At 64.2% G+C, this 24,547-nt stretch carries 32 protein-coding genes, 2 tRNA genes and 1 pseudogene; 15 read left to right on the top strand and 20 right to left on the bottom strand.

The features are described 5' to 3' along the window. Positions 1-121: 121 nt before the first annotated feature. Positions 122-388 (bottom strand): hypothetical protein, encoded by a 267-nt coding sequence (locus G3O06_RS17045; protein ID WP_011545926.1) that lies wholly within the window; start codon positions 386-388, stop codon positions 122-124. Positions 389-896: 508 nt separating this feature from the next. On the opposite strand from G3O06_RS17045, the gene G3O06_RS17040 reads away from it, so the two are divergent. The 3 genes from G3O06_RS17040 to G3O06_RS17030 all read left to right on the top strand — a co-directional run bounded on the left by G3O06_RS17040 (position 897) and on the right by G3O06_RS17030 (position 4,609). Next, entirely contained in the window at positions 897-2,654 is a 1,758-nt protein-coding gene (locus G3O06_RS17040) for an ABC transporter permease subunit (RefSeq protein WP_174967740.1), read from the top strand. 22 nt (positions 2,655-2,676) lie between these two features. Next, on the top strand, positions 2,677-4,014 hold the full coding sequence (locus G3O06_RS17035) for a nitrate/sulfonate/bicarbonate ABC transporter ATP-binding protein (protein WP_011352844.1): 1,338 nt from the start codon (positions 2,677-2,679) through the stop codon (positions 4,012-4,014). Between the two features lie 112 nt (positions 4,015-4,126). After that, positions 4,127-4,609, top strand: coding sequence for a tetratricopeptide repeat protein (locus G3O06_RS17030; RefSeq protein ID WP_205816858.1), 483 nt, complete (start codon positions 4,127-4,129; stop codon positions 4,607-4,609). A 51-nt stretch (positions 4,610-4,660) separates the two neighbouring features. Here the strand turns inward: G3O06_RS17030 and G3O06_RS17025 are convergent, their stop codons facing one another. Both G3O06_RS17025 and G3O06_RS17020 read right to left on the bottom strand, forming a co-directional pair. Beyond that, positions 4,661-5,155, bottom strand: coding sequence for a hypothetical protein (locus G3O06_RS17025; protein WP_174916450.1), 495 nt, complete (start codon positions 5,153-5,155; stop codon positions 4,661-4,663). Continuing rightward, positions 5,152-5,703, bottom strand: coding sequence for a hypothetical protein (locus G3O06_RS17020; protein ID WP_205816857.1), 552 nt, complete (start codon positions 5,701-5,703; stop codon positions 5,152-5,154). Before G3O06_RS17020 ends, G3O06_RS17025 begins: the two co-directional genes overlap by 4 nt. A 286-nt stretch (positions 5,704-5,989) precedes the next feature. Between G3O06_RS17020 and G3O06_RS17015 the strand changes: the two genes are divergently transcribed. The 3 genes from G3O06_RS17015 (at position 5,990) to G3O06_RS17005 (ending at position 8,336) form a co-directional block, all read left to right on the top strand. Further along, positions 5,990-6,187 carry a hypothetical protein gene (locus G3O06_RS17015; protein ID WP_174967778.1) on the top strand — a complete coding sequence of 66 codons (198 nt, stop codon included), beginning with the start codon at positions 5,990-5,992 and terminating at the stop codon, positions 6,185-6,187. Positions 6,188-6,328: 141 nt separating this feature from the next. Further along, positions 6,329-7,750, top strand: coding sequence for an alpha,alpha-trehalose-phosphate synthase (UDP-forming) (gene otsA / locus G3O06_RS17010; protein ID WP_205816856.1), 1,422 nt, complete (start codon positions 6,329-6,331; stop codon positions 7,748-7,750). Then, positions 7,743-8,336, top strand: a complete 594-nt coding sequence (locus G3O06_RS17005) for an AAA family ATPase (RefSeq protein ID WP_205816855.1) — start codon at positions 7,743-7,745, stop codon at positions 8,334-8,336. Before otsA ends, G3O06_RS17005 begins: the two co-directional genes overlap by 8 nt. 31 nt (positions 8,337-8,367) lie before the next feature. Here the strand turns inward: G3O06_RS17005 and G3O06_RS17000 are convergent, their stop codons facing one another. Beyond that, entirely contained in the window at positions 8,368-9,735 is a 1,368-nt protein-coding gene (locus tag G3O06_RS17000; protein WP_174967746.1) for an MFS transporter, read from the bottom strand. 159 nt (positions 9,736-9,894) lie between these two features. Then, positions 9,895-10,275 (bottom strand): DUF5594 family protein, encoded by a 381-nt coding sequence (locus G3O06_RS16995; RefSeq protein ID WP_205816854.1) that lies wholly within the window; start codon positions 10,273-10,275, stop codon positions 9,895-9,897. Positions 10,276-10,431: 156 nt separating this feature from the next. On the opposite strand from G3O06_RS16995, the gene G3O06_RS16990 reads away from it, so the two are divergent. Continuing rightward, entirely contained in the window at positions 10,432-10,794 is a 363-nt protein-coding gene (locus tag G3O06_RS16990) for a hypothetical protein (RefSeq protein WP_089440766.1), read from the top strand. A gap of 197 nt (positions 10,795-10,991) precedes the next feature. Here the strand turns inward: G3O06_RS16990 and G3O06_RS16985 are convergent, their stop codons facing one another. Next, positions 10,992-11,309 (bottom strand): hypothetical protein, encoded by a 318-nt coding sequence (locus G3O06_RS16985; protein WP_174916457.1) that lies wholly within the window; start codon positions 11,307-11,309, stop codon positions 10,992-10,994. Positions 11,310-11,452: 143 nt separating this feature from the next. Here G3O06_RS16985 and eco point away from each other — a divergent pair, with 143 nt between their 5' ends. After that, positions 11,453-11,953, top strand: coding sequence for a serine protease inhibitor ecotin (gene eco, locus G3O06_RS16980; protein WP_205816853.1), 501 nt, complete (start codon positions 11,453-11,455; stop codon positions 11,951-11,953). Positions 11,954-11,992: 39 nt separating this feature from the next. Here the strand turns inward: eco and G3O06_RS16975 are convergent, their stop codons facing one another. Continuing rightward, positions 11,993-12,616: a TetR/AcrR family transcriptional regulator gene (locus G3O06_RS16975; protein WP_205816852.1), complete on the bottom strand. Its 624-nt coding sequence runs from the start codon at positions 12,614-12,616 to the stop codon at positions 11,993-11,995. Positions 12,617-12,731: 115 nt separating this feature from the next. Here G3O06_RS16975 and G3O06_RS16970 point away from each other — a divergent pair, with 115 nt between their 5' ends. Further along, entirely contained in the window at positions 12,732-13,472 is a 741-nt protein-coding gene (locus G3O06_RS16970) for an SDR family NAD(P)-dependent oxidoreductase (protein WP_059732928.1), read from the top strand. A 48-nt stretch (positions 13,473-13,520) separates the two neighbouring features. On the opposite strand, the gene G3O06_RS16965 is transcribed toward G3O06_RS16970, so the two are convergent. From G3O06_RS16965 to G3O06_RS16955, 3 genes are all read right to left on the bottom strand, one after another. Beyond that, positions 13,521-13,853: a hypothetical protein gene (locus G3O06_RS16965; RefSeq protein ID WP_174916460.1), complete on the bottom strand. Its 333-nt coding sequence runs from the start codon at positions 13,851-13,853 to the stop codon at positions 13,521-13,523. Between the two features lie 212 nt (positions 13,854-14,065). Beyond that, positions 14,066-14,142 (bottom strand) — tRNA-Met (locus G3O06_RS16960). A 172-nt stretch (positions 14,143-14,314) separates the two neighbouring features. Further along, on the bottom strand, positions 14,315-14,551 hold the full coding sequence (locus G3O06_RS16955) for a hypothetical protein (RefSeq protein ID WP_205816851.1): 237 nt from the start codon (positions 14,549-14,551) through the stop codon (positions 14,315-14,317). A 727-nt stretch (positions 14,552-15,278) separates the two neighbouring features. Here G3O06_RS16955 and G3O06_RS16950 point away from each other — a divergent pair. Beyond that, positions 15,279-15,497 (top strand): hypothetical protein, encoded by a 219-nt coding sequence (locus G3O06_RS16950; protein ID WP_205816850.1) that lies wholly within the window; start codon positions 15,279-15,281, stop codon positions 15,495-15,497. A 70-nt stretch (positions 15,498-15,567) separates the two neighbouring features. Here G3O06_RS16950 and G3O06_RS16945 read toward each other — a convergent pair. Beyond that, positions 15,568-16,731 (bottom strand): annotated as a pseudogene (locus tag G3O06_RS16945) (tyrosine-type recombinase/integrase). Between the two features lie 163 nt (positions 16,732-16,894). After that, positions 16,895-16,969 (bottom strand) — tRNA-Arg (locus G3O06_RS16940). A gap of 174 nt (positions 16,970-17,143) precedes the next feature. Between G3O06_RS16940 and G3O06_RS16935 the strand changes: the two genes are divergently transcribed. Then, the gene (locus tag G3O06_RS16935) at positions 17,144-18,301 is read left to right on the top strand and encodes a site-specific integrase (RefSeq protein WP_205816849.1); all 1,158 of its coding nucleotides are present in this window, start codon (positions 17,144-17,146) and stop codon (positions 18,299-18,301) included. A gap of 210 nt (positions 18,302-18,511) precedes the next feature. Further along, a complete protein-coding gene (locus tag G3O06_RS16930; RefSeq protein ID WP_205816848.1) occupies positions 18,512-19,015 on the top strand; it encodes a DUF4145 domain-containing protein in 504 nt (167 codons plus the stop codon). Here the strand turns inward: G3O06_RS16930 and G3O06_RS16925 are convergent, their stop codons facing one another. The 8 genes from G3O06_RS16925 to G3O06_RS16890 form a co-directional block, all read right to left on the bottom strand. Continuing rightward, complete coding sequence (locus G3O06_RS16925) at positions 19,016-19,246, bottom strand: hypothetical protein (RefSeq protein WP_205816847.1); 231 nt, start codon at positions 19,244-19,246, stop codon at positions 19,016-19,018. After that, a complete protein-coding gene (locus tag G3O06_RS16920; protein WP_205816846.1) occupies positions 19,243-19,620 on the bottom strand; it encodes a hypothetical protein in 378 nt (125 codons plus the stop codon). Before G3O06_RS16920 ends, G3O06_RS16925 begins: the two co-directional genes overlap by 4 nt. Then, a complete protein-coding gene (locus G3O06_RS16915) occupies positions 19,613-20,077 on the bottom strand; it encodes a hypothetical protein (protein WP_205816845.1) in 465 nt (154 codons plus the stop codon). Before G3O06_RS16915 ends, G3O06_RS16920 begins: the two co-directional genes overlap by 8 nt. Then, positions 20,074-21,498, bottom strand: coding sequence for a pyridoxal phosphate biosynthetic protein PdxJ (locus G3O06_RS16910; RefSeq protein ID WP_205816844.1), 1,425 nt, complete (start codon positions 21,496-21,498; stop codon positions 20,074-20,076). The genes G3O06_RS16915 and G3O06_RS16910 overlap by 4 nt, the downstream gene beginning before the upstream one ends. Then, entirely contained in the window at positions 21,498-21,860 is a 363-nt protein-coding gene (locus tag G3O06_RS16905) for a beta-hexosaminidase (RefSeq protein WP_205816843.1), read from the bottom strand. Before G3O06_RS16905 ends, G3O06_RS16910 begins: the two co-directional genes overlap by 1 nt. 50 nt (positions 21,861-21,910) lie before the next feature. Then, a complete protein-coding gene (locus G3O06_RS16900) occupies positions 21,911-22,129 on the bottom strand; it encodes a hypothetical protein (protein ID WP_205816842.1) in 219 nt (72 codons plus the stop codon). Between the two features lie 129 nt (positions 22,130-22,258). Next, positions 22,259-22,723 carry a hypothetical protein gene (locus G3O06_RS16895; protein ID WP_205816841.1) on the bottom strand — a complete coding sequence of 155 codons (465 nt, stop codon included), beginning with the start codon at positions 22,721-22,723 and terminating at the stop codon, positions 22,259-22,261. Further along, positions 22,668-23,279 (bottom strand): helix-turn-helix transcriptional regulator, encoded by a 612-nt coding sequence (locus G3O06_RS16890; protein ID WP_241020080.1) that lies wholly within the window; start codon positions 23,277-23,279, stop codon positions 22,668-22,670. The genes G3O06_RS16895 and G3O06_RS16890 overlap by 56 nt, the downstream gene beginning before the upstream one ends. Positions 23,280-23,293: 14 nt before the next feature. Between G3O06_RS16890 and G3O06_RS16885 the strand changes: the two genes are divergently transcribed. The 3 genes from G3O06_RS16885 (at position 23,294) to G3O06_RS16875 (ending at position 24,516) form a co-directional block, all read left to right on the top strand. Further along, positions 23,294-23,518: a hypothetical protein gene (locus tag G3O06_RS16885; protein WP_241020079.1), complete on the top strand. Its 225-nt coding sequence runs from the start codon at positions 23,294-23,296 to the stop codon at positions 23,516-23,518. An 85-nt stretch (positions 23,519-23,603) separates the two neighbouring features. After that, entirely contained in the window at positions 23,604-24,146 is a 543-nt protein-coding gene (locus G3O06_RS16880; RefSeq protein WP_205816860.1) for a hypothetical protein, read from the top strand. Further along, positions 24,133-24,516, top strand: a complete 384-nt coding sequence (locus tag G3O06_RS16875) for a hypothetical protein (RefSeq protein WP_205816840.1) — start codon at positions 24,133-24,135, stop codon at positions 24,514-24,516. Before G3O06_RS16880 ends, G3O06_RS16875 begins: the two co-directional genes overlap by 14 nt. Positions 24,517-24,547 lie beyond the last annotated feature (31 nt).

The following is a 24,547-nucleotide window of genomic DNA, read 5'->3' as shown; positions in this document are numbered from 1 at the left end:
CGAAGGCGGCCTGCGCGTCGCGATGACGTTCCCGTTCGAGGTCGTGCCGAAGGACGAACCCCACGCACAGGCCGCCTGAGCGGCTGCGGCGCCAGCCCGGCCGGGCTGGCGCCGCGCGGCATCATTCGCCGAACAGCGTGCCGAGCGTCTCGGCCGCGTTGCTGTCGATGGTGTTGTAGGTCACGGTGGTGGCCTCGAAGATGTAGACGGTCGTATACCGGCCGAGGCGCTCCAGGATTTCCTCCTGCAGCGATTCCGGCACGACGTTCATGTTCAGGTACCACGCCGTCGACGACAGCCGCGTCTGGAACGACCCGTACTCCTGCATCAGTTCGTAGAACGCGTCGGCATCCTGATCGCGGCAGACGATCACCAAGTTTCCTGCCATTCCCTTTCCTCCCGCTCGTCGATCGATCCCCGTAGCCTGTTGACATCGGGCACGCGCATGCGTTGCCATCGGACCGTCCGCAACAGACCCCGAGGGCCAGCCCTGATCATACCCGCTTAGTCGTATCCGGCTGGTGATGCCCGACATGGTTTGCGCGGGCGTGCGGCTGGCGGGTTCCCGGCCGGGCCGTATCACGGCATAATTCGGGCCTGCATGCCGGCCGAAAGACTGCGGCCGGGCTGCTCGACCCGCGTACCCGCCCTCCGTCCACGCGCCAGGCACGATCCGTGCGCCGCCTGCGCCGTTCCCGGACGGTTGTACCTGAAATACAGGTTGGTGTAGTGTCGTGCCGTCGCGGGCCGACTCGTCCGGGGCGCGGCAGCGCATGCACGCACGGCGCATCGCGCTCGCGCGCGATCGTCATCAATCGAATTACCGCACCCGTGCGCTTTGCCATGAATCAACATCGACTGCCGGCTTCGTTCGGCCTTACCGGGGAGGGCGCCTGATGGACGTCGGATTCTTCAATCCGAACCGGACCGCCAATGCGTCCGCGTGGCGCGTCCTGCCGAACCGGTGGGATTTCATCGCGTTTCCGCTGATCATCTGCCTGATCGCGATGGCGGTGGTCGGTTTCCACGAAACGATGGCGCCGATCGGTACCCTGCAGACGCAGAAGATCTCGCTCGACCCGTCGAACCTGCCCGAATACGCGTTGCGTACCACGCTGCGGATGCTCGCCGCGATGGTCGCGTCGCTTACGTTCACGCTCGTCTACGGCACGCTCGCCGCGAAAAGCCGGCGTGCCGGCATGGTGCTGATCCCGATCCTCGACATCCTGCAGTCGGTGCCGGTGCTCGGCTTCATCTCGTTTACGGTCACGTTCTTCCTCGCGCTGTTCCCGAGCCGCGTGCTCGGCGCCGAGCTCGCGGCGATCTTCGCGATCTTCACGAGCCAGGCGTGGAACATGACGTTCAGCTTCTACCAGTCGCTGCGCACGGTGCCGCGCGACCTCGACGAAGTGTCGCGCGGTTTCCACCTGACGTCGTGGCAGCGCTTCTGGAAGCTCGAAGTACCGTTCTCGATGCCGGGCCTGATCTGGAACATGATGATGTCGATGTCGGGCGGCTGGTTCTTCGTCGTCGCGTCGGAGGCCATCACGGTCGGCAACCAGACCATCACGCTGCCGGGCATCGGCGCGTATCTCGCGCAGGCGATCTCGGACAAGAACCTCGGTGCAATCGGCTGGGTGATCCTCACGATGACCGTCGTGATCCTCGCGTACGACCAGTTCCTGTTCCGCCCGCTGATCGCGTGGGCCGACAAGTTCCGGATGGAAAACACCGCGTCGGGCGACGCACCGCAATCGTGGCTGCTCGACCTCGTGCGCCGCACCCGACTGATTCATCAGCTGCTCGTGCCGGCCGGCTGGTTCTTCGCGAAGGCCGCGCGGATTCCGCTGCGCCTGCCGCTGTCGGGCGCGATGCGCTTCTCGCTGCCGAAAGTCGAGAAGAAGGCGTCGCGCACGGTCGACATCGCGTGGGCGGCGCTCGTGCTGATCGGCACCGCGTATATCGTGTGGCGCGTCATCAGCTTCGTGTCGACCGGCGTGACGATGGCCGAGGTCGGCCACGTGGTCATGCTCGGGCTCATCACGCTGCTGCGCGTGGTCGTGCTGATCGCGATCGCGTCGGTGATCTGGGTGCCGATCGGCGTGTGGATCGGGCTGCGCCCCCGGCTCGCCGAGAAGCTGCAACCGCTTGCGCAGTTCCTCGCCGCGTTCCCGGCCAACCTGCTGTTCCCGGCGTTCGTGATCGTGATCGCGCGCTTCCACCTGAACGCCGATATCTGGCTGTCGCCGCTGATCGTGCTCGGTACGCAGTGGTATATCCTGTTCAACGTGATCGCCGGCGCGACGTCCTACCCGAACGACTATCGCGAAGCGGCGACGAACTTCCGCATCCGGGGCTGGCAGTGGTGGCGGCAGGCGATCCTGCCCGGCATCTTCCCGTACTACGTGACCGGTGCGATCACCGCCTCGGGCGGCGCGTGGAACGCGAGCATCGTGTCGGAAGCCGTCCAGTGGGGCAATACCAAGATCGAGGCGCACGGCCTCGGTGCCTATATCGCGCAGACCACCGCCGCCGGCGATTTTCCGAAGATCATCCTGGGCATCGCCGTGATGTCCCTGTTCGTCACCCTGTTCAACCGCCTGCTGTGGCGTCCGCTGTATGCCTTCGCCGAAGCGAAGCTGCGGCTCGACTGAGACTGATTGAGAGCGAAACGCGATGCACAATCCGAATGCTGTAAACGCCCCCGTCCAGACGAACCAGCCTCCGCGCCTCGGTGAGGAAATCCTGCGCGTCGATCACGTCTGTCGCGGCTTCAACAAGACGCAGGGCGAGCTGCTCGTGCTCGACGATGCGAACCTGTCGCTGCGCGAAGGCGAGATCGTCGGCCTGCTCGGCCGTTCCGGCTCGGGCAAGTCGACGCTGCTGCGCATCATCGCCGGGCTGATCGAGCCGACCGGCGGCGAAGTGACCTACCTCGGCCAGCCGCTGCGCGGCCCGGCCGAGGGCGTTGCGATGGTGTTCCAGACCTTCGCGCTGTTCCCGTGGCTCACCGTGCTGCAGAACGTGGAAGCCGGCCTCGAAGCGCTCGGCGTGGGCGCGCGCGAGCGGCGCGAGCGTGCGCTGGCCGCGATCGACCTGATCGGTCTCGACGGTTTCGAGAATGCGTACCCGCGGGAGCTGTCGGGCGGCATGCGCCAGCGCGTGGGTTTTGCGCGCGCGCTTGTCGTCGACCCGACGATCCTGCTGATGGACGAGCCGTTCTCGGCGCTCGACGTGCTGACGGCCGAAACGCTGCGTACCGACCTGCTCGACCTGTGGACGCAAGGCCGGATGCCGATCAAGTCGGTGCTGATCGTCACGCACAACATCGAGGAAGCCGTGTTCATGTGCGACCGGATCCTCGTGCTGTCATCGAACCCGGGCCGCGTGATCGCCGAGATCAAGGTGCCGTTCAAGCATCCGCGCAACCGTCTCGACCCGGCGTTCCGCAAGCTCGTCGACGACATTTACGCGAAGATGACGGCCCGCCAGACCGGCGAGGCGACGAAGAAGGGGCTCGAGCTCGGCAGCTGGCTGCCGCAGGTGTCGACCAACCTGATGGCCGGCCTGATCGAAACGCTCGCGATGGCGCCGTACCACGGCCGCGCGGACATGCCGGAAATCGCGCGCACGCTGCACCTCGAGGTCGACGATCTGTTCCCGATCGCCGAAGTACTGCAGTACCTCGGGTTCGCGGACGTGCGGGAAGGGGACGTGTTCCTGACGCCGCCGGGGCGCGTGTTCGCGGAATTCGGCACGCAGGAGCGCAAGCTGATGTTCGCGGATCACCTGCTGAAGCACGTGCCGCTCGCCGCGCGGATCAAGAAGGTGCTGAACGAGCGCCCCGGCCATCGTGCGCCGCGCGTGCGCTTCGAGCAGGAGCTGGAGGATTTCCTGTCGGACGGTGCAGCCGAGGAGACGCTCGACGCGGTGATCGACTGGGGCCGTTACGGCGAGATCTTTTCGTACAACGATCAGACCGAGATTTTCAGTCTCGAGGACGTCGAGTCCTGACATGATCCCGAAGCCAGGCATGACCTGCGGCGTGGCCAAGGCGTGCGATTCGCCGCGGCGCGTGCTGCCCATGCCGGCCGACGGAAAGGCGAAGTTTCTGGAGTGGTTTTGAATGACCTATAAGAGTCCTGATTTTTCACCGATCCGCATGCGGGCGCGCGGCTTCGTATCGCAAGGAAGAATCGAAGATGCGCTTGGGCTTTATGGCGACATCCTGAAAATTGCGCCGGAAGACGCGGCGACGTATGCCGACCGCGGCACGACCTTCGCGATGATCAAGAAGACGGATCTGGCGTTGAGCGATCTGAACCGGGCCATCGAGCTGGGGTACACGGATGCGTCGGCGTATTGCACGCTCGCGACGATTTTCCTCGAAGGCGGCGGCTACCAGAAGTCGCTGGATTATTTCGACAAGGCCCTGAAGCTCAATCCCGATCAGCCTTTCGTCTATTTCAACCGCGCCCGCGCTTACGAGACGCTGGGCGATATCAAGGCTGCGATCGCTGACCTGGAGCGGTGCCTGACCTACAATCCGGACGATGCGCTGTCGGCGAGGATCAAGGATCGGGTGGCGCAGCTTCTTGCGCGTATGTAACGACTGCCGGCGCGGACGCACGGAACGGTGAGGGTGCCACGCACCACTCCCTTACTGCAGATTCCCCCACCGATCGACCGCCGGTTCCGCAGACGCCCACTTCCAGCGCGTGCCTTGCTGGCACGCATTCGCGAAATACCAGTCGGCCTTGTCGCCGTCCTTCACCGAGAACGCGAATTCCTTGCACATCGCGAGCGCTGACGAATACGCACGCGTGACGCGCACTTCGCCTTCGCCGTTTTCGAGCGGCAGCGTGTTCTTCACCTTCCACGGCTTCACTTCGCCGACGGCCAGGCCGCCGGCCGTCTTCGCGATCGCGTCCTGCTGGTTCTGATGGAGTTGTTTCATCGTGCGGTTGACGGCTTCGTCGGTCGCGGCCTGCACCGCAATCCCGACACCGACGCCGACCGCCGGGTTCGCGGTGACGAGGCCCGTCGCCGCGCCGGCGAGTGCGCCGCTCGCCGCGCCGACCGACCCGCAGCCCGACAGCGTGGCCGCCGCCGCGCACAGCGCGCCGATGGCCGCGATACGAAGCGCGACGCTCATTGCAGCGCGCCCCAGCGTTCGGTCGCCGGCTCGGCCGACGCCCATTTCCACGCGGGGCCGTCGCGGCAGATCGTGGCGACGTAGAACGCCGATTGCGCGGCCTTGTCGGCCTTCGCCGGCGTGTCGACCGCGAACACGATTTCCTTGCAGTCGAGCGGACCGATGCTGATCATCCGGCTGACCGTCACGCGGCCTTGCTCGTCGTCCTCGATCGGGAACGAGTGGTGTGTCGACCACGGCGCGACGCCGCCCACGTCGAGCGGGCCGGCGGCCTTCGCGATCTGTTCCTGTGTGTAACGGTGTGCGACGCGCTGCGTGTACTGGACGCCCGCACGCGCGCCGGCGACGGCGCCGAGGCCGATGCCCGTCGCGACGGCGGCGTTGTTGGTGACCTTGGAGGCGATCGCGGCGCCCGCGATACCGGCGCCGGCTGTCGCGCCCTCGCTGTACAGCGAGTTGCAGCCGGACAGCAGTGCGGCCGTGGCGATCGCGGCCAGCACGACGCGCGCCGGCGTGGCCCGGCGCGGCGATTCGATACGAATGTTCATCCCTGAGTGCAAGTCCTGTCTGGGTGAGCGGCAACGCATGCGCGCCCTCATGCCGCGTCATTGTTTCGCAATTGTCATAGGAAAAATGCAAAGCTTTGACAAATCGCCGGACGGCAGGCCGCGCGTGCGCGCGGCGCTATTGTCGGATAGATGAATAGAGCGGGGTCGAAACGTTACAAATTGAAGGTAATTGTTACTCTGGCGTGCAAGGAAGCGACCTAGACTCTTTAGTTATGGAATGTTTCTACGACGGCCTCGAGCCGCGCCGCACATGAGACACCCAGCCATGCGCCGTTCGAAACGGTTTTCGCCCCGGCCGTCCGAAGCCGGGACAGACCGCCTGCGTCCGCAGACCGACGCGCCATCGGCGCCGCCTGCCGGCACGCCCGGCGAGACGCCGTCGGACGGCGATCACAACCAGGGCGGTGCCCGCCCGGAAGGGCTCGACTATCAGCGGGATCTCGGCCAGGAGCAGGACGCCTGATGCCATTGCCGCCGCATTCCGCCGCTGCCTTTCACACCTGCATTGCTCACGTCTGAAGCGCCGCACGGCCGCCGTCGGGCAGCCGTGTCCGCCTTGGCGCGCACCGCGCGCCAGCCAATCGAATCGAGGAGGGGAAGCCGCATGAGCAGATTGATCGTGGTATCGAACCGTGTCGCCGCCGGCGAGGACACGCGCCCGAGCGCGGGTGGCCTGGCGGTCGGCGTGATGGACGCGCTGAAGGAAACGGGCGGCGTCTGGTTCGGCTGGAACGGCGAGATCGTCGGCGCACCCGACACCGAGCCCGCGATCCAGCGGGACGGCAACGTCACCTATGCGACGGTCGGGCTGACCCGGCGCGACTACGACCAGTACTACCGCGGCTTCTCGAACGCGACGCTGTGGCCGGTGTTCCATTACCGCGGCGATCTCGCGCGCTTCGACCGCCAGGAGTACGCGGGCTATCTGCGCGTGAACGCGATGCTCGCGAAGCAGCTCGCCGCTTTGCTGCGCCCCGACGACCTGATCTGGGTGCATGACTATCACCTGTTGCCGTTCGCGCATTACCTGCGCGAGCTCGGCGTGAAGAATCCGATCGGCTTCTTCCTGCACATTCCGTTTCCGTCGCCCGACATGCTGCGTCTCGTGCCGCCGCACGAGGATCTCGTGAAGTTCATGTGCGCGTACGACGTCGCGGGCTTCCAGACCGAGGCCGACAAGCAGGCGTTTACCGACTACATCGAGCGGCGCGGGATCGGCGCGGCGAGCGACGACGGGATGCTGCATGCGCATGGCCGCGTCGTGAAGGTGGCCGCCTATCCGATCGGCGTGCATCCCGACGCGATCGCGCAGGCGGCCGTCCAGTACAGCGTGCGCAAGCCGGTGAAGATGCTGCGCGAAGCGCTCGACGGCCGCAAGCTGGTGATGAGCGTCGACCGCCTCGATTACTCGAAGGGGCTCGTCGAGCGCTTCCAGTCGTTCGAGCGGATGCTCGCGAACGCGCCGGGCTGGCAGGGGCGCGTGTCGCTGCTGCAGATCGCGCCACCGACGCGTTCCGACGTGAAGACTTATCAGGACATTCGGGAAACGCTCGAAGGCGAGGCGGGCCGCATCAACGGCCGCTTCTCGCAGCTCGACTGGACGCCGATCCAGTACCTGAACCGCAAGTACGAGCGCAACCTGCTGATGGCGTTCTTCCGGATGTCGCAGGTCGGCTACGTGACGCCGTTGCGCGACGGGATGAATCTCGTCGCGAAGGAGTACGTCGCGTCGCAGGATCCGGCCGATCCGGGCGTGCTCGTGCTATCGGAGTTCGCGGGTGCCGCGGCCGAGCTGACCGGCGCGCTCCTCGTCAATCCGTACGACCTGTCGCAGATGGCCGAGGCGCTCGAGCGCGCGCTGTCGATGCCGCTCGCGGAGCGGCAGGCGCGCCACGAGGAAAACTTCGCGCGGCTGCGCGTGAACGAACTGTCGGTCTGGCGCGATACGTTCGTCGCCGACTTGCGCAGTGTCGCGGCCGCCGCGTCGGTCACGCGGCGCGCGGGCCGGCGGGTTGCGCATGCGTGAGTTAGTGCAGGAGGGAGGCGCCGACGGCGACGCGATCGACGCCGCCGCCGGCCGCTTCTTCGTCGTGACCGGTGGCCCGGGTTCGGGCAAGAGCACGTTGCTTGACGCGCTCGAGCGCGCCGGTTTCTCGCGCTCGCAGGAAGCCGGGCGCGGCGTGATCCGCGACCAGATGGCGATCGACGGCCAGGCGTTGCCTTGGCGCGACCCGGCCGCGTTCGCCGAGCTGATGCTGAGCTGGGAGATGCGCTCGTACGATCTGGCGCGCCACGCGCGCGGGCCCGTGTTCTTCGATCGCGGCGTGCCGGACGTAGTCGGCTATCTGCGGCTGACAGGGCTGGCGGTACCCGCGCATGCGGAAGCCGCGGCCCGCCGTTTCCGCTATCACCGGCGCGTGTTCATTGCGCCGCCGTGGCCGGACATCTATGCGCAGGACACCGAGCGCCGGCAGGATTTCGCGGAAGCCGTGCGCACCTACGACGCGATGGTCGAGTGCTACACGTCATATGGCTACCGGCTGATCGAACTGCCGCGCGAGAGTGTGAAGGCGCGCGTGCGCTTCGTGATGGACGCGCTCGACGCGGCATGATGCTCTGCCACGTATGCGGCGCGCGGCGGCGTCAGGTCGCCGCGTCCGGCCGCGGCGACGCGATGCGCAGCATGCTGACGACCGCGGCCACCGCCGCGAATGCCGCGGCGACATAGAGCGCAATCGTCGGCCCGCGATCGGGCGCGAGCCCGAAAATCAATGCGACGAGCGCGGCGCCAAGCGTCTGCCCGGTCAGCCGCGCGGTGCTCAGCATGCCGCCCGCGCCGCCGCTGCGTTCGCGCGGCGCCGACGACAGCATCGCGCGGTTGTTCGGCGACTGGAACAACCCGAAGCCCGCGCCGCACAGCGCCATCCGCCACACGATGTCGACGGTGCCCGGGTGCGCGCCGATCGTCGCGAGCGACAGCAGCCCGGCCGCGAACAGCGCGAGCCCGATCCCGCCGAGGATGCCGGCCGAATAGCGATCCGACAGCACGCCCGCGAGCGGCGCGGCGAATACGATCACGAGCGGCCACGGTGTCATGTACAGGCCCGTCTCGACCTGCGAGAAGCCGAGCGAATTCTGCAGCCAGAACGGCAGCGCGACGAACGCGAGCATCTGCGACGTGAACGACGCCGTCGACGTATAGACCGACAGCGCGAACATCGGGATACGCATCAGGTCGACCGGCAGCAGCGGTGCCGGCTGCGACAGCTGGCGCTTCACGAAGAAGTAGCCGACGACGAACGCGACGACCAGCTCGGCCGCGACGTACGCATGGCGTTCGCCGTGGCCGAGCCCGTCCACGGCCGTGATCAGCAGCCCGAACACGCACGCGTTCATCAGCGCGCTCGCGAAATCGTACGGTGCGTCGTGCAGCGGGTTGGCCGGTAGTGCGCGCAGGCTGCCGAATACCGCAGCGATGCCGATCGGCACGTTGACCGCGAACAGCCACGGCCACGATGCGAACGACAGGATCGCGGACGCGACCGTTGGCCCGATCGCCGACGACAGCGCCACCACCATCGCGTTGATCGACAGCCCGCGTCCGAGCAGCGACGACGGGTAGATCATCCGCACCAGCGCCGCGTTGACGCTCATGATGCCGGCCGCGCCGAAGCCCTGGATCACGCGCATCACGGCCAGCATCGGCAGCGAGCCGGCGAGCGCGCAGCCGAGCGACGCCGCCGTGAACAGCGCGAGCCCCGCGATGTAGACGCGGCGATAGCCGATGCGCTCGCCGAGCGACGCGAGCGGCAGCAGCGTGATCGTGACCGCGAGCTGGTACGCGTTGACGATCCAGATCGACGCTGCGTCGGATGCGTGCAGGTCGCGCGCGATCGTCGGCAGTGCGACGTTCGCGATGGCGCCGTCGAGCACGGCGAGCGTGATGCCCAGTGCGACGCAGACGATCGCCCAGTAGCGTTGGGGAAGCGGCAGGCCGGTATCGGCGTTCATGGCGGGAGCAGATGCGTGGTTGTCCGCGCGCCCGGTTGCCGGTTGCGTGCGCAACCATGCGGAAGGGTGGAGGCGGCGATGAGCGGCCCGGCCGGCGCGATTGCACCGGTGCGGGGCCGGTCGAGTGTATCACCGGGCCGCATCGCGCGACGCCGGCACTCAGCCTTCGAAGTCGAGGCCGCCGAGCCGCACGAGCGGGTCGGCCTGCGTGCGCGACAGGAGATCGATGTCGCGCGCGCCCTGCCACGCGCCCAGCTTTTTCGGCAGCGCGGCCAGGTAGTGCTCGAAGCGCTGCGGGCCGTCCGGCTCCATCAGCCGCTCGATTTCGTCGGTATCCCAGGTCAGCTCGAGGTTCAGCGGATGCTCGAAGCCGCTGACATGCTCGTGCGGCGTGCTGCGGATCTGCACGCGCGTCGGGTGCCCGTGGCCGCTGTACGGGACGACGTCGGTCAGCACGTGATCGGCGAAGAAGGTGGCGATCGCCTGCGCGATGCGCGGGGCGAATTCCGTATCGAAACGGCGGGCGGTTTCGGGCTGCATGACGGCGTCTCCTGTGTGCCGAAAATCGTAGCACGGCGACGGCGCATTTCGATGTGCGTGATACCGGTAATCGCGCGTTACCACTTGCTGCATCTATTACGGCCGCGAGCCGCCACAATGGATCGCATCCAGTACCACTTCGCGTGGGAGTCCATCATGAAAAAAATTGCCGCAGTGTGTGTCCTCGCCGGTTCGCTTGCCGTGGCCGGTCCGGCGTCCGCGCATGGCCGCGACGGTGGCGCCGTCATCGGCGCGCTGATCGGCGGCGCGGTGCTGGGCGCGATCGTGACGTCCGCGATGAATCCGCCCGTTGCATATCAGGCGCCTGCGTACCAGGCACCGGCCTATCAGCCGCCGACGTACTACCAGGCGCCTGCCTACCAGCAGCCTGCGTATCCGACCTACCAGCAGGCGCAGTATCAGGACGACGGCCCGAACTATTGCTACGACCGCTACCAGCGCGCGTATGTCTGCGGCGCGCCGGTATCGGGCGGTTACGCGCAGCCGGCCGGCTGGTAAGCAGGCGGAAGCGCGACGCGTGAACGGGCGGTGCCGGATGGCCGGCGCCGCCGACGTTCGCTTCACCGCACCGGACGACAAAAGGCCCTCGCTTCAAGCAAGGGCCTTTGTCTTTTGCGCAGCCGTCCGTTCGTCTGCATGACGCGTCGGCTACCTCCGGCGGGCCGTGCGCGGATACAAACGGTTGCAAATGCGCGTCAGTGGCGATGGCCGCCGCCGTTTCCGCCGCCGTCGTTCCAGTCGCCGCGGTGTCCGCCGCCGCGCCCCCAGCCGTTACCGCGGTTGCCTCGATCGCCACGATCGCCGTCCCAGCGATGGTAATCGCGCCGGCCGCGATCCCAGTCGCGTCCGCCGCCACCGCCCCAGATATTGACCGTGCCGTACACTGGCGACGGGCTGTACGCGTAGCCCGGCGAGGAATAGTAGGGCTGGCCGTAGCCGTATCCGGCGTCCGGGGCGACGACGCAGCCGGCCAGCAGGGTGGCGACGCCGGCGGCAGCAATGAGCTTCAGCATGATGTTCTCCGTTGGTTCCCCTATAAGTACCGCGCAAGGGGATTGCCAGCTGTTTGCAATTGTGTCGTCAAATTACAGCGGCGTAAGGTCATGTGACGGAAGTGTTAGCATCCGGAGCTCATTTGTTTTTCAGGAGCACATCGATGAAATTCGCGATCCGGGCCGTGCTGGCCGCCTTCTGCGTGACGACTGCCGCTGCCTGCGTGGCCGCGCCTGCGTCGGCGCCCGCCGTGACGGCCGAGTCGATCAAGATGTTTCCGCAGGCAGCGGCCGGCCAGCAGCGCGTCGTGATCGCGCTGCCCGCGCTCGAGAACGAAGGCGATGCGCGCGTCGAGCTGATGATCGGCAAGACGCTGCAGACCGACTGTAACCAGCAGTGGTTCGGCGGCGAGCTGACCGCCGAGGACGTGAAGGGCTGGGGCTATACGTACTACCAGCTCACCGACGTGAAGGGGCCGGCATCGACGCTGATGGCGTGCCCGGGACAGGCGCCGCAGCAACGGTTCGTGCAGGTGCGTGGTGACGGCCAACTGCTGCGCTACAACAGCCGCCTGCCGCTCGTCGTCTATGTGCCGGATGGCTTCGAGGTGCGCTATCGCGTGTGGCATGTGTCGAAGGACGTGCAGCACGCGGCGAAGCAGTAACGTTACGGCGCGGCTGCGCGCAGCGGCGGCGTCCGGCCGTTAAGCGCCGCCTGTGCCACCCGTACCGACGAGCGCTGGCCACGCGGCCAGCGCGGCTTGCGCGACGGCCTCCAGATCGCGGCGGCTCGCACCGTCGCGCGCCTGGATCGACATCCCCTGCTGGACCGTCACATAGTACCGTGCGATCGCGTCGAGGTTCGCTTGTGCGGCGATCTCGCCGGTCGCGACACCTTGCTTGAGCCGTTCGCGCAGATTCTGCACCGTGCGCTCGCGCATCGCGATCAGCGTTTGCCGGACCGTATCGGAGCGCTCGGCCGGGTGCAGCGCCGACAGCACGACCAGGCAACCGGCCGGCTTCGACCGCCGCGTGAACACGCGTGCCGTATCCATCAGGTAGTTCCGCACGGCGTCGTGCGCGCTGCCGGCCTGTTCGACGCCCCCCCAGATTTCCCGTCCTTCCGTTGCGCGGTAGTGGTCGAGCGCCTGCCGGAACAACGCTTCCTTGCTGCCGAACGCCGCATACAGGCTCGGCGACGCGATGCCCATCGCGGCCGTCAGGTCGGTCATCGATGCGCCTTCGTAGCCGAGGCGCCAGAACACCTCCATCGCGCGCTCCAGCGCCGCTTCCTTGTCGAAGCTTCTCGGTCGGCCCCGTTCAGCCATTGCGTCCGTTCCTTCGTCGATATCTGTATCGATCGATAAATTAAATCAATTGACTGTGTCGCGCAACCTGCCACATTCTGTGTTGGTCGTTACATAAATGAGGAAAGGAATCGACATGAACCGACTTCAGGGCAAGCGTGCACTCATCACGGGCGGCAGCCGTGGCATTGGCGCGGCGATCGCGAAACGGCTGGCGGCCGATGGCGCGGACGTCGCGATTACCTACGAGAAATCGGCCGAGCGGGCGCAGGCCGTCGTCGCCGGCATCGAGGCGCTCGGCCGCCGCGCCGTCGCGATCCAGGCCGACAGCGCCGATCCGGTGGCCGTGCGCGACGCGGTCGATCGTGCGGCGGAGGCGTTCGGCGGTCTGGACATCCTCGTCAACAACGCGGGGATTTTCCGGGCCGGCGCGCTGGACGACCTCACGCTCGACGATATCGACGCGACGCTGAACGTGAACGTGCGTGCGGTGATCGTCGCGTCGCAGGCGGCGGCGCGGCACCTCGGGGAGGGCGGGCGCATCGTGTCGACCGGCAGCTGCCTCGCGACGCGCGTGCCCGATGCGGGGATGAGTCTCTATGCGGCGAGCAAGGCTGCGCTGATCGGCTGGACGCAGGGGCTCGCGCGCGATTTGGGCCCGCGCGGCATCACGGTCAATATCGTGCATCCGGGGTCGACGGATACGGACATGAACCCGGCCGACGGCGAACATGCCGGTGCGCAGCGTTCGCGGATGGCGATCCCGCAGTACGGCAAGGCCGACGACGTGGCGGCGCTCGTCGCGTTCGTGGTCGGGCCGGAAGGGCGGTCGATCAACGGGACCGGGTTGACGATCGATGGTGGTGCAAACGCGTGAATGCGGACGCCCGGCGCGATTTGACCTGGCCGGGCGGTGTTGCGTTCGTTATCGGCAGCCGAGCCGGTGATGCTCGGCTTCGAGATCGGCGCGCTTGTCGTAAGCGATTAGTTCGGTGCGCGGCTTGCCGTCCGGGCCAGTCCCGCGCACGACCTTCTGGCCGCGGTCGGGGGTGTGCGTGACGGCGTCGATGCCGGCGGCCAGTTCACGGCAGCGCGCGTCGGCGGAGGCGGTTTCAGGGCGCGGCGCCGCTGCGCCTGTGACGTTGGCGATGCCGGGGCTGACATAGCGCTGCGTTGCAGGCGCGGTGAGGGTGTCGGCGGCGTTTGCCGTGCCGGCCATCGCTGAAAGCGCGGCGAGTGCCGCGATCGCTCGAATCATTGCGGGAGTCCCGATGCTGAAGAAGGTTCGGAATTCTACGCAATTTCTGGCGCAGAGCCGTGGCGGTTGGACAAGGTGCGGTCGTGTGTCGCAGGTGATGCCGGCGTCTGAATATTCCGCAATCCGTGTGCAGTGTGGCCAGTCGGTGCACACGCAGCCGTGCATGTGGAAAGCAAGAAGCCCGCTTGCTTTCGCAGAGCGGGCTTCGGTATTGGTTGCGGGGGTAGGATTTGAACCTACGACCTTCGGGTTATGAGCCCGACGAGCTGCCAGACTGCTCCACCCCGCGGCGCGAAGTGTACTAGGGCTGATGTGGAGAGTCAATCGATTCCGGAAGACGGTCGACATGCACGGTATTGGGTGGCGCGCAGGTCAAGAAGTAAATCCCGGTCGTTGCGGTACGCGAGAGTGATCTTGAGGCGCCTGTGGAGCGTGATTCGCGTCACTACCGGCATTTCGATTCAGTCTCGACTTGCTTCGATGATCTGTTCCAGCGCATTGGCATCGTCAGTTGGCTCCTCCGTTCCACGAAAAGTGCAAACCTCGGTGTGCCCATCCGGGAACACGTCTACTTCGACCCGCATCCCAACCACGGTAACCGAAACCAATACGGTATCTGGTCGATTGCGGCTCAGCGTGTAGTGAATTTTTGCGGAGTCGAGCCGGTCGAGCAGATCAAACAATGTATGTGTGGTCATATCGTGCTCCTATTTCTTGAAGCGGTTACGCGCCAGACGGAACCGGGCGGGCGGCTGCCGATAATCTTGCCGCCACCGTAACAATCCAGCCCGGTTTATCTCCAGTATCTCCAGCGTTCTCCAAATCGTTTGGAGACACGCGAAGCCTTACCCCACAAGGCTTTGCGGCCGATTCAGGCGCTTATCTCCAAATCTCCAACTCGTTTTGCACTGAGCGGACAGGCGTCGACCGACTGTAGCGACCGTCAGCCAGACGGGGCGCGGCTCTCCGGGATTCGAAGGGCATCGACGACGTGCTTTCGAGGGGGGGCCACGATGCGCCCCGATCAGGTATTGTCGCGCCGGTCGCAAGTGTCGGGGTGGCCGGAAATCGGGGGACCCTGCGTCTAGGGCAAAGACGCGGGGGCTCACACCGGCGTGTTTTTCCTACTCCCGGCCCGCCTAAGGGGGGGCATATTCATACCGAAATGCAGGGAGTCGGCAGTGCGATGCCAACCCTGATAAATCGGTGGGAGGCGCGCAGCAACGGGGGCATAACCATGAGGGGGGCGGTAGCGGGCTCGTCGTTCGCGTTCGACCCGTTGGAGGTCTTCGACACCATTACCAAAATCGTCCACAATCTGAGCGCGATCACCGCAAACACGCGTAACAAGAAAATTGGGTTGCCTTCGCACAGAGACCTGTCAATCGGCAACGCACAAGACGAAGCGGATAAATCGGGGGATGCATGACAATTTTGAGCGCAGTTGTCAGAGCGGCTGCATTAGCGGCGGTGCTGTACGCCGCTAATCGCCATATGGAGCGGCGAAACGTGGTGGACATTTCTCCCGCGCCAAGGAAAGTCACGACGCAGCGTGTCGCAGGCATTGTTACGGGCTTGGCTTTGCTTGCTTTGTACGTCTATTTCGAGCGACATGTAATCGCCGCGACGTTTCACATTCAGTGACAACGGACGCCCACTCCCATCGCTGGCAGTGACGCGGGGTGGGCGAACCGGTGAGGACGACGTCAACCCGCTATCGGACCGACGCGATACGAACGACCTCCGCTCCTGCCTTGAGGCGGTCGAGATGATCGCCCCACGCCTGCATCATTTGCCTGCGCTCCGGCAGATACTCGGCGTGGACGTAGGCGGCCGTCACCCGATTGCGTTCGGCGTGTGCCATCTGGCGCGCTACAACGTCCCGCCCGAAGCCGAGTTCACGCAGAGCTGTAGCCGCCAGCCCGCGAAACCCGTGCCCCGTCATTCGCGACTTGTAGCCCATGCGATAGAGCGCATAGAGCATGGTGTTGTTCGAAATGTGGCTCCGGCCTTGCACGCTGTAGAACACGAATCGATGCTGGCCATTGAGCGCTCGGAGTTGGGCGAGCACATCGAGCGCCTGCAGTGATAGCGGCACTATGTGCGGGTCGCGCATCTTCATGCGCTCCGGCGGTACGCGCCATTCTGCGGCGACTTCGTCAAACTCCGACCACTCCGCACGGATCATTTCCGTTGTCCGCACGAAGGTCAGCGCCATCAGGCGCAGCGCGAGCCGGGTGACTAGGTCGCCTTGGTAAGCGTCGATGTCGCGCACGAGTTGCGGAATCTCAGTCGCCTTAACGCGGGCCATGTGCTGCACGCCGGGACCTTTCTTCAAGACCGTCTGCGCATCGATGTCTGCCGCCGGATTCCTGGAGCATCTACCGGTCATGATTCCGTACTGGAAGACCGCGCGGGAGCGCTGGAGGATTCGCTTCGCCGTCTCGCGCACGCCGCGCGTTTCGATCTCACGAACGATACTGAGCATCTGTGGCGAATCGATCTCCGCGATCGGGCGAGGGCCGATCTTCGGGAACACGTCGACCTCAAGGGAATTCAGCACCTTCTCCGCGTAGCCGTCGCTCCAGCCCGGACGCTGGGAGTCGAACCACTCGCGGGCTACCGTTTCGAACGAGTTTGCCGCCGCAATTTCGGTGGCCCGTTTCGCGTCCTTCTTCGCCTCGCCCGGATCGATGCCGGCCGCGATCTGCTCGCGGGCTTCGTCGCGCTACTTCTGCTTGCCAAGGAAGCGGTAGGACAAGCGCCTGTACTTCGCGCCGTTCGGTTGGACGAGCAAGAACATTCCATTGCCGTCCGTGAGTTTGTACGGGGCCGCGCTGGCCTTCGCGTTCCGTACCTGCACGTCAGTGAGAGGCATTGTTGGTATCTGTGTTGTTGGTATCGGCTGATACCAACAAAAATTCCAGCACTTTCTCCGGCTGTCACTGAGCAACCTTGGGTAACGATGTGAGCTGGAGGTCCGCCAGACGGGCTTGAGCGGGGGATTTCTTGTGAATCTTGGGGATGGTTTGGGGCTTGGCTGGTCCCCCCGACAGGAATCGAACCTGTATCTAGCGCTTAGGAGGCGCTTGTTCTATCCATTGAACTACGGGGGGCGGATAGTTTGAGCGGGATGGATCAAAGCCTTTTGAATCAGGCTCTTGGCCTTGTCCCGCTTGCCTTTCAGGGATTTTGGCCCGCTCGCGAATGACGCGAAATGACGGGTCGTGAAGCATAGTTTAACGCCCCGCCTGCTACAATTCTGCTACAAATCGACCCTGTAGCAGCGTATGTGGATGACGCATTGCTACAGTCCACATGCGGGGAATTTCATGGCTTCGATCCTCAAGATCGGCGACCGCTGGCGGGCACAAGTCCGCCGGCGGGGACAGAGTATAGCAAAGACGTTTCGGACCAAGGGTGCGGCCGAAGCATGGGCGCGTGAGATTGAGGGCGGAATTGATAAGGGGCAGGCAGCCGTTGACGAGCAGACGATCACGGTCGGCGAGTTGGTTCGCTTGTATCGTGCCGCTCGGGAGGACTCCGGGCGGGCGGTGGCCGACAAGTCGAACGAAGACTACATGCTCAAGCGACTGCAAAGTCACTTTGATGATGAGGTGGCAGCGAAGCTGTCGACCAAGCGGCTAGTGAAATTTGCGCAAGAGCGGAAGAAAGAGGGGGCGGGGCAATACACGATCGACATGGATATTTCCAAGCTCGGGACCGTGTACAAGCATATGGCGTCGCTTCTCGACTTGAGATTGCCGCATGCACCTAGCATCGCGCGGCCGACGCTCGATCACCTCCAGCTTATCGGCCCTGGCAAGCATCGGGACCGCCGGCCGACTCGCGACGAGATCGTGAAAATCTTCCAGTGGTTTGCGGAGCATCCGGAACGGGAGCAGGCGGTGCCGGATGTGATCCGGGTTGCGATGAGGAGCGCGTTTCGCCGTGGTGAGCTGTTCCGGTTGACGTGGTCGGATCTTGACGTCGAGCGGCGGCTCGCTCTCGTCCGCGATCGGAAGCATCCGCGACAGAAGAAGGGTAACGACGAGTGGGTGCCGTTGATCGGTGACTCGCTCGAAGTGTTGCTGCGTCAGCCGCGTTATCCGGTGCCCCCTACGTACGAGGCAAAGCGTAAGGCGGACCCTGCGACCGAGCCGCACCCGAACGAGTACATCTTCCGGTTTGACAAGAGCACGGCCAGCAAATACTTCAAGCTCGCGTGTGACGACAAAGGGATCGTCGACCTACGGCTGCACGACATGCGGCACGAAGCGACGAGCGCGCTTTTTGAGGGCGGGTGGGACATCCCGGAAGTGGCGACGGTGACGGGACACAAAGATTGGCGCAACCTGAAGCGGTACACGAATCTGAGCCCTGAAAAGGTTGCAGAGAAGGGCCGCTTGAGGGCGATGCCGGATATGACACAATCGGACATCTCGTAACCAGCTATCGTCACGGGGGCAAGAATGGCGAAGCATTATCCGGCAGAGCATCGGGCAAACCAATTTAATTGCGTGCATTGCGGAGTGTTTTCGGTGCAACACTGGCAGTCGTTCCAGTGGCGGCCACATGGCACTCTGGTCGTTAATCAGAAGTGGGACGTCTGCATATGTGGGCACTGTAGAAAAAGCTCGTATTGGTACGAAGAGAGGATGCTAGTCCCGTCGACGTCGAGCGTGTCGTTGCCGCATGAAGATTTCCCTGAGGGGCCACGCAACGATTACGACGAGGCGCGCGATATCTTCGGGCGATCGCCCCGAGCGGCGGTTGCCCTGTTACGTCTCGCGTTGCAGAAGTTGCTAAAGGAAGTTGGGCAGAAAGGTACCAACATCAACGATGACATTGCGGCACTCGTCAAGGTCGGCCTGTCGCCTCACGTACAGCAGGCGCTCGATTATTGTCGCGTCGTAGGTAACAACGCTGTCCATCCCGGTGAAATCAGTTTGGACGATACTCCGGAAATGGGAGTGGTGTTGTTTGAGATGCTTAACTTGATCGTTGAGCAGTTGATTGCGCAACCTAAGCGAGTCGAGAGCTACTACGCTGGTTTGCCGGAGGGCGCTCGGGCGGCGATTGAGAAGCGCGACGCGCCGGCTCTCGAAAAGCCTGCGCGGGATGGCACGGGGCCGGCGAAGGCTGCCGGCCCTGAAAAGTAACTATGCAGCACGCTTTCGAGCCTGCGCGGACATTCCGTCCAAGTAGTCGGCGACAGCATCATAGGCGGCGAATCGCCCACCTCCTTCCTTGTAAGTCGGGATCGGGAACGTCTCGGCGCTGATCTGATTGCGGATGGTTCCTTCGGACATCAGCAGTAGCTGTGCGAGCTGCGCGAGCGTCATGCGTGGACCGTACTTTTCAAGGATGTAGGCGCGGGTCAGCAGGCTCAAAGCGCCCCCCCGTTCAGGTTGTCAGGTGCGGAGTGAAGTCGCGCTTCGGCGCGCATGTTGAGTAGGTGGTTGATGACTTCAGCCAGCGCCTCGTCGGAGGTGTGTGACGGGATCGTCGGTGACAGCAACTCGAAAAGCGCGCTGCCGACGTTCGCGAGACCTGCGATCGTCCGCTGATCATTCGGCTCGAAGGCTAGGTCGGCATCGTAGACGGCGTGGAAATGGTCGATCGCCCGTGTCGCATGAAGGTATCGCTCTGCCTGCTCCATCAGATCGATGCAGTCGACGTGAGCGGCACGCAGGCGCTTCACGGACGCGACCACGATCTCCCGAGCTTTGGCGATGTGTGCGGCATAGAGGGCTTGATCAGTCATGTTGAGTTTCCAGTGTGACGGGGTTGGGGAACGCGCGTGCGAGTTGCATGAGGCCGGTTTCGAGCGTGATGCCGGCGGTTGCTGCCCAGGTGCGCGCGTCCTGCGCCGCTTTGTGGCGAGCGAACGAACCGATCTCGTCGGCCATCAGGTCCAGCAGCTCGACGTCGGCCGCGTGCGAGATCTCGATGACCAGCGCGCGGATCTCGGTGCGAAGGGCGTCGAGGCGCGTGAGCCTGCCTTGGCGGGCATCCGCCAAGGCTTCGTTCGTCTGGATAGGTTTGCGCCGCGTGAGCGGCGCTTCGTTGCTCTGGATCGTTGTTGCGGGCGTCAGCCCGCCGCTGTTCAGCTGCGTCGAAGTACCGTTGACGCTTACCAGTGCGATAGCCGAGCGCTTCTTCGCGTGTTCCCGCTTTCGCGGCAGCGGACGTGGGGTAGAAAGGGCCGGGCGAGAGGTCATTTAGCTGCCTCCTGCGCCATTTCCGACGTCCAGTCGGGGTCGGGTGACTGGAGGATGTCATCGAGCCATTGCACGGCGAGCGGAAGGTCTTTCTGGCGCTTGACGTTCTCGCGGTCGAGCGTCTTTCTCAGCCACCGAGCGCCTTCCTGTGCAGCTTGCATTCGCGTCGGGTAGGTCGTAGTGCCTGCGCCGAACTTCAGTGGCGTCGATGCGAAGCTGTCCCCGAAGTTGTACATCGCCGCGCAGATCCACTGATCTGCCTTCGGTTGAGCTACGTAGATTTCCGCCATCGGCTTTTTCGTCCGCTTGCTGACGGGGGCGCGAAGAGTATCGGCAGGCACGCAGCGGCCGTCTTGATCCGGTGCTGTTACGGGGTAAATCCGTGCCTTCTTCGGAGAGTCGAGGAGGTCGGCTACCGGCAAGAGTGCCGCGTGTACGGCGCGAATCGTTCCGGGAGATAGTTTGCCGAATACGGGGTCATGCAGTACCGCCTGAAGCGCCTGCAAAAGTTGCTTTGACTGCTTCTCGTTGATCTTGGCGGGGGTGCCTTGGCGCGGGGCGGCCGGTGTTGGCGCCTGCGTGTCGGCCGTGCCTTCCGCGTCCGTCGATGTGGCGACAGGCTCGGCGCTGTTGGTGGCGGCCGCGGATGTTACCTGCTCCGTTGATGATGCTGGGTCCGGAAGCGTATCGAGCAGGGGCGCGGCTTCGAGATATTTCTTCGTTACCTTCGACTTGCCGGCCTCTGCTGCTTTGGAGATCCCGACGACGATGCGTTCGAGCGCCTTGTCGCCGCCGTGCAGGCGGATCTGTTCGATCGCCAGTGTGCCGGTGCATTGTCCGTCTCGTACGAGCTGATGCAGTTCAGCCGGTGCCCGTTCGAGCAGGCCGACGTCGCGGATCGTTTGGTCGGAGACATTCAGGCGCTTGCAGATTGCGGCAAGCGTCATGCCATGAATGTCGCGTAGCTCTGCAACAGCAGCGGCCAGATCAAGCGGCGACGATTGTTTGCCGTTGTTGCTGAGATAGCCGTCGATCACCATTTCGGCGCGGTTGACGTTTTTGGCGTCGCGGACGACGACCGGAATCTTCCCCAGACTCTTGCCTGTTGCAATCACGTGCCCGGCAGCGAGATAGCGGTGCTGCCCTTTGTAGACGTAGAGAAGATCCTTGCCGTCGACCTTCCGAGCATAGCAATGGAGCGGGGAGCCTTTGTCGTATCCGTTTTCCCGCATCAGCGCCGCTAGGTGCGCCACCCATTCGGTGTCAACCGCACGGATGTTGTCCGCCGGATCATAGTGAAGCTGGTCATAGGGGACCATCCACAGGTCCGCCGACGTTGCGCCGGCCGCTGCGGCTGCGGCCTTGATGTTGCCGGTCGGGATGGGCGCGGTCAGGTCGAGCTGTTGCGTGCGATCGTCCATTACGCAACCTCCCGCGTCGCTGCTGTGCGGACCTTGCCGGGCTTCTTCGCCTTGTCGATCGCCCTCGATGCCTCGATACCCGCCGCGCGCTTCGCCGCACGGAGACGTTTGATCGCGTCGGCGCAGTTGCCTTCGTCCGGGATCGAAATCTGCTTGCCGGCGATCTCGGTGCCGTCGAGGATCAAATACTCCGTATGTACGCTGTCCGCCAAGGGGCGGCGACCAACAACGTATTTGCCGACGAGGATCGGTGTTGAGGGGCGTCGAGCGTTCGGGTCATAGCGGACGATCGTGCGAAGCGAGAGGGTGTCGCGACGCTCGACGTCGACGAGGGGGAGGGTTCGGGCTTTGATTCGCGGCATGGTGGTCTCCATGACGCCGGGAGCGCATGCCCCGGCAGGATCGGGGTGGATTAGACGGCTACGCGGTAGGCGGTCGGCGGTACGACGACCGGATCGTCTTGGAACACGTTCACGGCGACAAACAAGAGGCCGGCGACGACCGTCCAGCGAAAGATCGGCGACTTTTCAAAGTTGCTTTGGCGGGCAGGTTCGGAAGGCGTGATGCGGGGCGTTTGTTCGTCGCGGAGCCAGTCCTGACGGGCTTCCGCATTCAGATCGGTAGGTTTCATGGTGGGATCTCCGGTTGAGCGTCGGGCGACGCGACAGCCGGAGTATCCCCGTTAGGATATTTCCGTGTCAATCCCTATCGGGATATTTTGTGCGGAGAATACCCCGTAGGGGATGGTGGAGTGTTGTGGCTATTTGCGTGGAGTGCGCTTGCGGGTGCTAAACGGGGCGAGAAGCTGGCCCGCGAGTACGGTGACGCAGTCGAGCCACGGCGTCTCGTTGACGTACGCGAACGCGAGCAGCGCAATGGCTGCCATTAGGCCAACTGCGGCATATCCGCCTTGCCGGCTCCCGAGTTTGGTTTTTCCCTTGGTGTGATGGCGAATGCGGGCCGACAGGTGCCCCAGTCCGTCGAGCATGTCGTCGGCGAGGTCGGCTTCGATTCCTTTGGCGGAGATGTTGACCGTCCCATCTGCCTGCATTGTCACGCAGGCGATTGCGACGATCGACTCTTCGGCGTGCCGGGCCAACTGGTCGCGAAGGTGCTCGCGAATTGCCCGGTGCCGGAGATTGAGGTCGTGATTCGAAAGGTGGTAGACGTTATCGGCGCTGTTTTCTGGTCTCTCGGAATGCTGCTTCGCGGCGTGGTTTCTCATTGCTCACCGTTTCATTTGATAATGGACGTTGAGCAGCCACACCCGCACGGCGTCTGGATTCGCTGGTTGCAGGGACTTCTTCCGAGATACTGAGGGAGCCGTCGCTTTCGATGTGAACGGCTTCCGTCTGGCTTAAAACGAATTCGATGTAGCTCTCGATCTTGGCTTTCTCAGAGGCGGGTAGTGCGGCCACGAGCGATCGATTGAATCGAAGCAATTCCTGCTCGACTTCGTCATCCATGAGGAGCGACCCAGGTGGCACGCCTATCGCCTCGGCGATCGCTTCAATAACGAAAAGCTGGGTGTCTACCTCGCCCTTAAGCACGCGGGCAATACTGCTCTGTGCCACGCCAGCGGCTTTGCCGAGCTGCACTTGCGTGCGGATGTCTTCGTTCGCCTCCATGTGCCGGCGAATGTTCCGCGCCAAGATTTTCCGAAGCGGCATCTTATTCATGGCTGCATATTGCCGGGAAAATACAATCCCTTGCGAGATATTGGGCCAGCCGTATGCATTGAGAGAATATCCCGAATGGGATATTATTTGGGCGGTCATCATCCAAGGATCGTCCAATGCGGAACAACAATGAACCGATGCTCGCTACCGTGCTGCGCAACCTCGACGCAGCCAAGGGTGCGTGGCCGGAAATCTCCCGCCAGTGCGGCATCCCCTACCAGACGCTGACAAAGATCGCCCTGCGCATCCATCGTGATCCGCGCGTTTCGACCGTCCAGACCCTTTACGACCACTTCTCCAATCACCCGGTCGCGGGCGCTGCACAACCTGCGGTGCATTGACGTCGTCCATTTATCCATCCGCTGAATCGTAATCGTGGCGTGTGCGCCGCGACAGGATGAAAGCCGCTTCCGCTCAATACTCAACATGACCTGCCGATACGACAGTACCGAATGGCTGGACGTCCTCTATACGTCCGTTCGCAACACGCCCGGCGGTGTCGCCGACGCGGCGAATCACCTCACGATCCGGCGCGGTAAGAACATCACGGCGGAATCGCTTCGCCTGCGTCTGCGTGGCGTCGGCGACAGTCGCTTGTCGATGGAAATGTTCGAGCTGCTGATCGAGTGGATGCAGGAAAAGGCAGAGGGCGAGGTGTACGCGCTCGACGCGCTGCATGCGCTGAATTCGCGATTCGGTCTGGTGGCCGAACACGTCGACGATCACGTCGCTGACGACGTCAGCGAACCCGGCACGCTGCGTCTCGTTTCGACGGCGCTGCACCTGCAGGCGCATGTGGGTCTCGTTGCTGACGACGTGACACGGGCATTGGTGGATCAGCGGATCGACGAGCAAGACGCCGAGAAGATCATTGCGACTGGCCGCAAGGGCCAGCGTCTGTTCCAGCGTCTGATTCACGCTGCTCGCAATCTCGCCGCACGTCGCCGCCGTCGTCATGGAACGGTTTAAGTCCGGCATGGGGTGCTGCCGGCCCGAACGTGAACATATCGGCCTCTGTTGCTCACCTGAGCAGCGTTTGGCCTGCGCTGTAACGGCACTCGCATTCCGCTTCGAGTGTGCTCCCGCAGAAGCGGGGCGCTTGCTGTCCGAATTGATCGCCACGTTCCCCGATCGCCTCGCTTCGATTCTTGCGGAAGCAATCGCGGCGGGGTGTGCGCGCGTGTTCGTCGAACGAGCTGCGCGCGCATGCGCCGCGCTCGCAACCAAGGCGGAGCGTCATGCGTTCCGCGACCAGCTTACCGATCGTCTCTGCGCGCAGGATCTTGCCGCGTTCGACGATTCCATGTCGGCGGAATGGCGTCGACTGCGCGGCAAATAAACGGAGACCCCTGTGAACGTGAACGGAATCA

Source organism: Burkholderia sp. Ac-20345 (assembly GCF_017104825.1).
In the GTDB taxonomy this organism is placed as follows: Bacteria; Pseudomonadota; Gammaproteobacteria; order Burkholderiales; family Burkholderiaceae; genus Burkholderia; species Burkholderia lata_B.
Note: the sequence above shows the minus strand (reverse complement) of the source record. Positions and strands in the feature narration are given on the sequence as shown.

Bases quoted from the DNA above. Each gene is read 5' to 3' on its own strand.
- G3O06_RS17045 (WP_011545926.1), bottom strand. From the start codon at position 388: ATGGCAGGAAACTTGGTGATCGTCTGCCGCGATCAGGATGCCGACGCG.
- G3O06_RS17040 (WP_174967740.1), top strand. From the start codon at position 897: ATGGACGTCGGATTCTTCAATCCGAACCGGACCGCCAATGCGTCCGCG.
- G3O06_RS17035 (WP_011352844.1), top strand. From the start codon at position 2,677: ATGCACAATCCGAATGCTGTAAACGCCCCCGTCCAGACGAACCAGCCT.
- G3O06_RS17030 (WP_205816858.1), top strand. From the start codon at position 4,127: ATGACCTATAAGAGTCCTGATTTTTCACCGATCCGCATGCGGGCGCGC.
- G3O06_RS17025 (WP_174916450.1), bottom strand. From the start codon at position 5,155: ATGAGCGTCGCGCTTCGTATCGCGGCCATCGGCGCGCTGTGCGCGGCG.
- G3O06_RS17020 (WP_205816857.1), bottom strand. From the start codon at position 5,703: ATGAACATTCGTATCGAATCGCCGCGCCGGGCCACGCCGGCGCGCGTC.
- G3O06_RS17015 (WP_174967778.1), top strand. From the start codon at position 5,990: ATGCGCCGTTCGAAACGGTTTTCGCCCCGGCCGTCCGAAGCCGGGACA.
- otsA (WP_205816856.1), top strand. From the start codon at position 6,329: ATGAGCAGATTGATCGTGGTATCGAACCGTGTCGCCGCCGGCGAGGAC.
- G3O06_RS17005 (WP_205816855.1), top strand. From the start codon at position 7,743: ATGCGTGAGTTAGTGCAGGAGGGAGGCGCCGACGGCGACGCGATCGAC.
- G3O06_RS17000 (WP_174967746.1), bottom strand. From the start codon at position 9,735: ATGAACGCCGATACCGGCCTGCCGCTTCCCCAACGCTACTGGGCGATC.
- G3O06_RS16995 (WP_205816854.1), bottom strand. From the start codon at position 10,275: ATGCAGCCCGAAACCGCCCGCCGTTTCGATACGGAATTCGCCCCGCGC.
- G3O06_RS16990 (WP_089440766.1), top strand. From the start codon at position 10,432: ATGAAAAAAATTGCCGCAGTGTGTGTCCTCGCCGGTTCGCTTGCCGTG.
- G3O06_RS16985 (WP_174916457.1), bottom strand. From the start codon at position 11,309: ATGCTGAAGCTCATTGCTGCCGCCGGCGTCGCCACCCTGCTGGCCGGC.
- eco (WP_205816853.1), top strand. From the start codon at position 11,453: ATGAAATTCGCGATCCGGGCCGTGCTGGCCGCCTTCTGCGTGACGACT.
- G3O06_RS16975 (WP_205816852.1), bottom strand. From the start codon at position 12,616: ATGGCTGAACGGGGCCGACCGAGAAGCTTCGACAAGGAAGCGGCGCTG.
- G3O06_RS16970 (WP_059732928.1), top strand. From the start codon at position 12,732: ATGAACCGACTTCAGGGCAAGCGTGCACTCATCACGGGCGGCAGCCGT.
- G3O06_RS16965 (WP_174916460.1), bottom strand. From the start codon at position 13,853: ATGATTCGAGCGATCGCGGCACTCGCCGCGCTTTCAGCGATGGCCGGC.
- G3O06_RS16955 (WP_205816851.1), bottom strand. From the start codon at position 14,551: ATGACCACACATACATTGTTTGATCTGCTCGACCGGCTCGACTCCGCA.
- G3O06_RS16950 (WP_205816850.1), top strand. From the start codon at position 15,279: ATGACAATTTTGAGCGCAGTTGTCAGAGCGGCTGCATTAGCGGCGGTG.
- G3O06_RS16935 (WP_205816849.1), top strand. From the start codon at position 17,144: ATGTGGATGACGCATTGCTACAGTCCACATGCGGGGAATTTCATGGCT.
- G3O06_RS16930 (WP_205816848.1), top strand. From the start codon at position 18,512: ATGCTAGTCCCGTCGACGTCGAGCGTGTCGTTGCCGCATGAAGATTTC.
- G3O06_RS16920 (WP_205816846.1), bottom strand. From the start codon at position 19,620: ATGACTGATCAAGCCCTCTATGCCGCACACATCGCCAAAGCTCGGGAG.
- G3O06_RS16915 (WP_205816845.1), bottom strand. From the start codon at position 20,077: ATGACCTCTCGCCCGGCCCTTTCTACCCCACGTCCGCTGCCGCGAAAG.
- G3O06_RS16910 (WP_205816844.1), bottom strand. From the start codon at position 21,498: ATGGACGATCGCACGCAACAGCTCGACCTGACCGCGCCCATCCCGACC.
- G3O06_RS16905 (WP_205816843.1), bottom strand. From the start codon at position 21,860: ATGCCGCGAATCAAAGCCCGAACCCTCCCCCTCGTCGACGTCGAGCGT.
- G3O06_RS16900 (WP_205816842.1), bottom strand. From the start codon at position 22,129: ATGAAACCTACCGATCTGAATGCGGAAGCCCGTCAGGACTGGCTCCGC.
- G3O06_RS16895 (WP_205816841.1), bottom strand. From the start codon at position 22,723: ATGAGAAACCACGCCGCGAAGCAGCATTCCGAGAGACCAGAAAACAGC.
- G3O06_RS16890 (WP_241020080.1), bottom strand. From the start codon at position 23,279: ATGATGACCGCCCAAATAATATCCCATTCGGGATATTCTCTCAATGCA.
- G3O06_RS16885 (WP_241020079.1), top strand. From the start codon at position 23,294: ATGCGGAACAACAATGAACCGATGCTCGCTACCGTGCTGCGCAACCTC.
- G3O06_RS16880 (WP_205816860.1), top strand. From the start codon at position 23,604: ATGACCTGCCGATACGACAGTACCGAATGGCTGGACGTCCTCTATACG.
- G3O06_RS16875 (WP_205816840.1), top strand. From the start codon at position 24,133: ATGGAACGGTTTAAGTCCGGCATGGGGTGCTGCCGGCCCGAACGTGAA.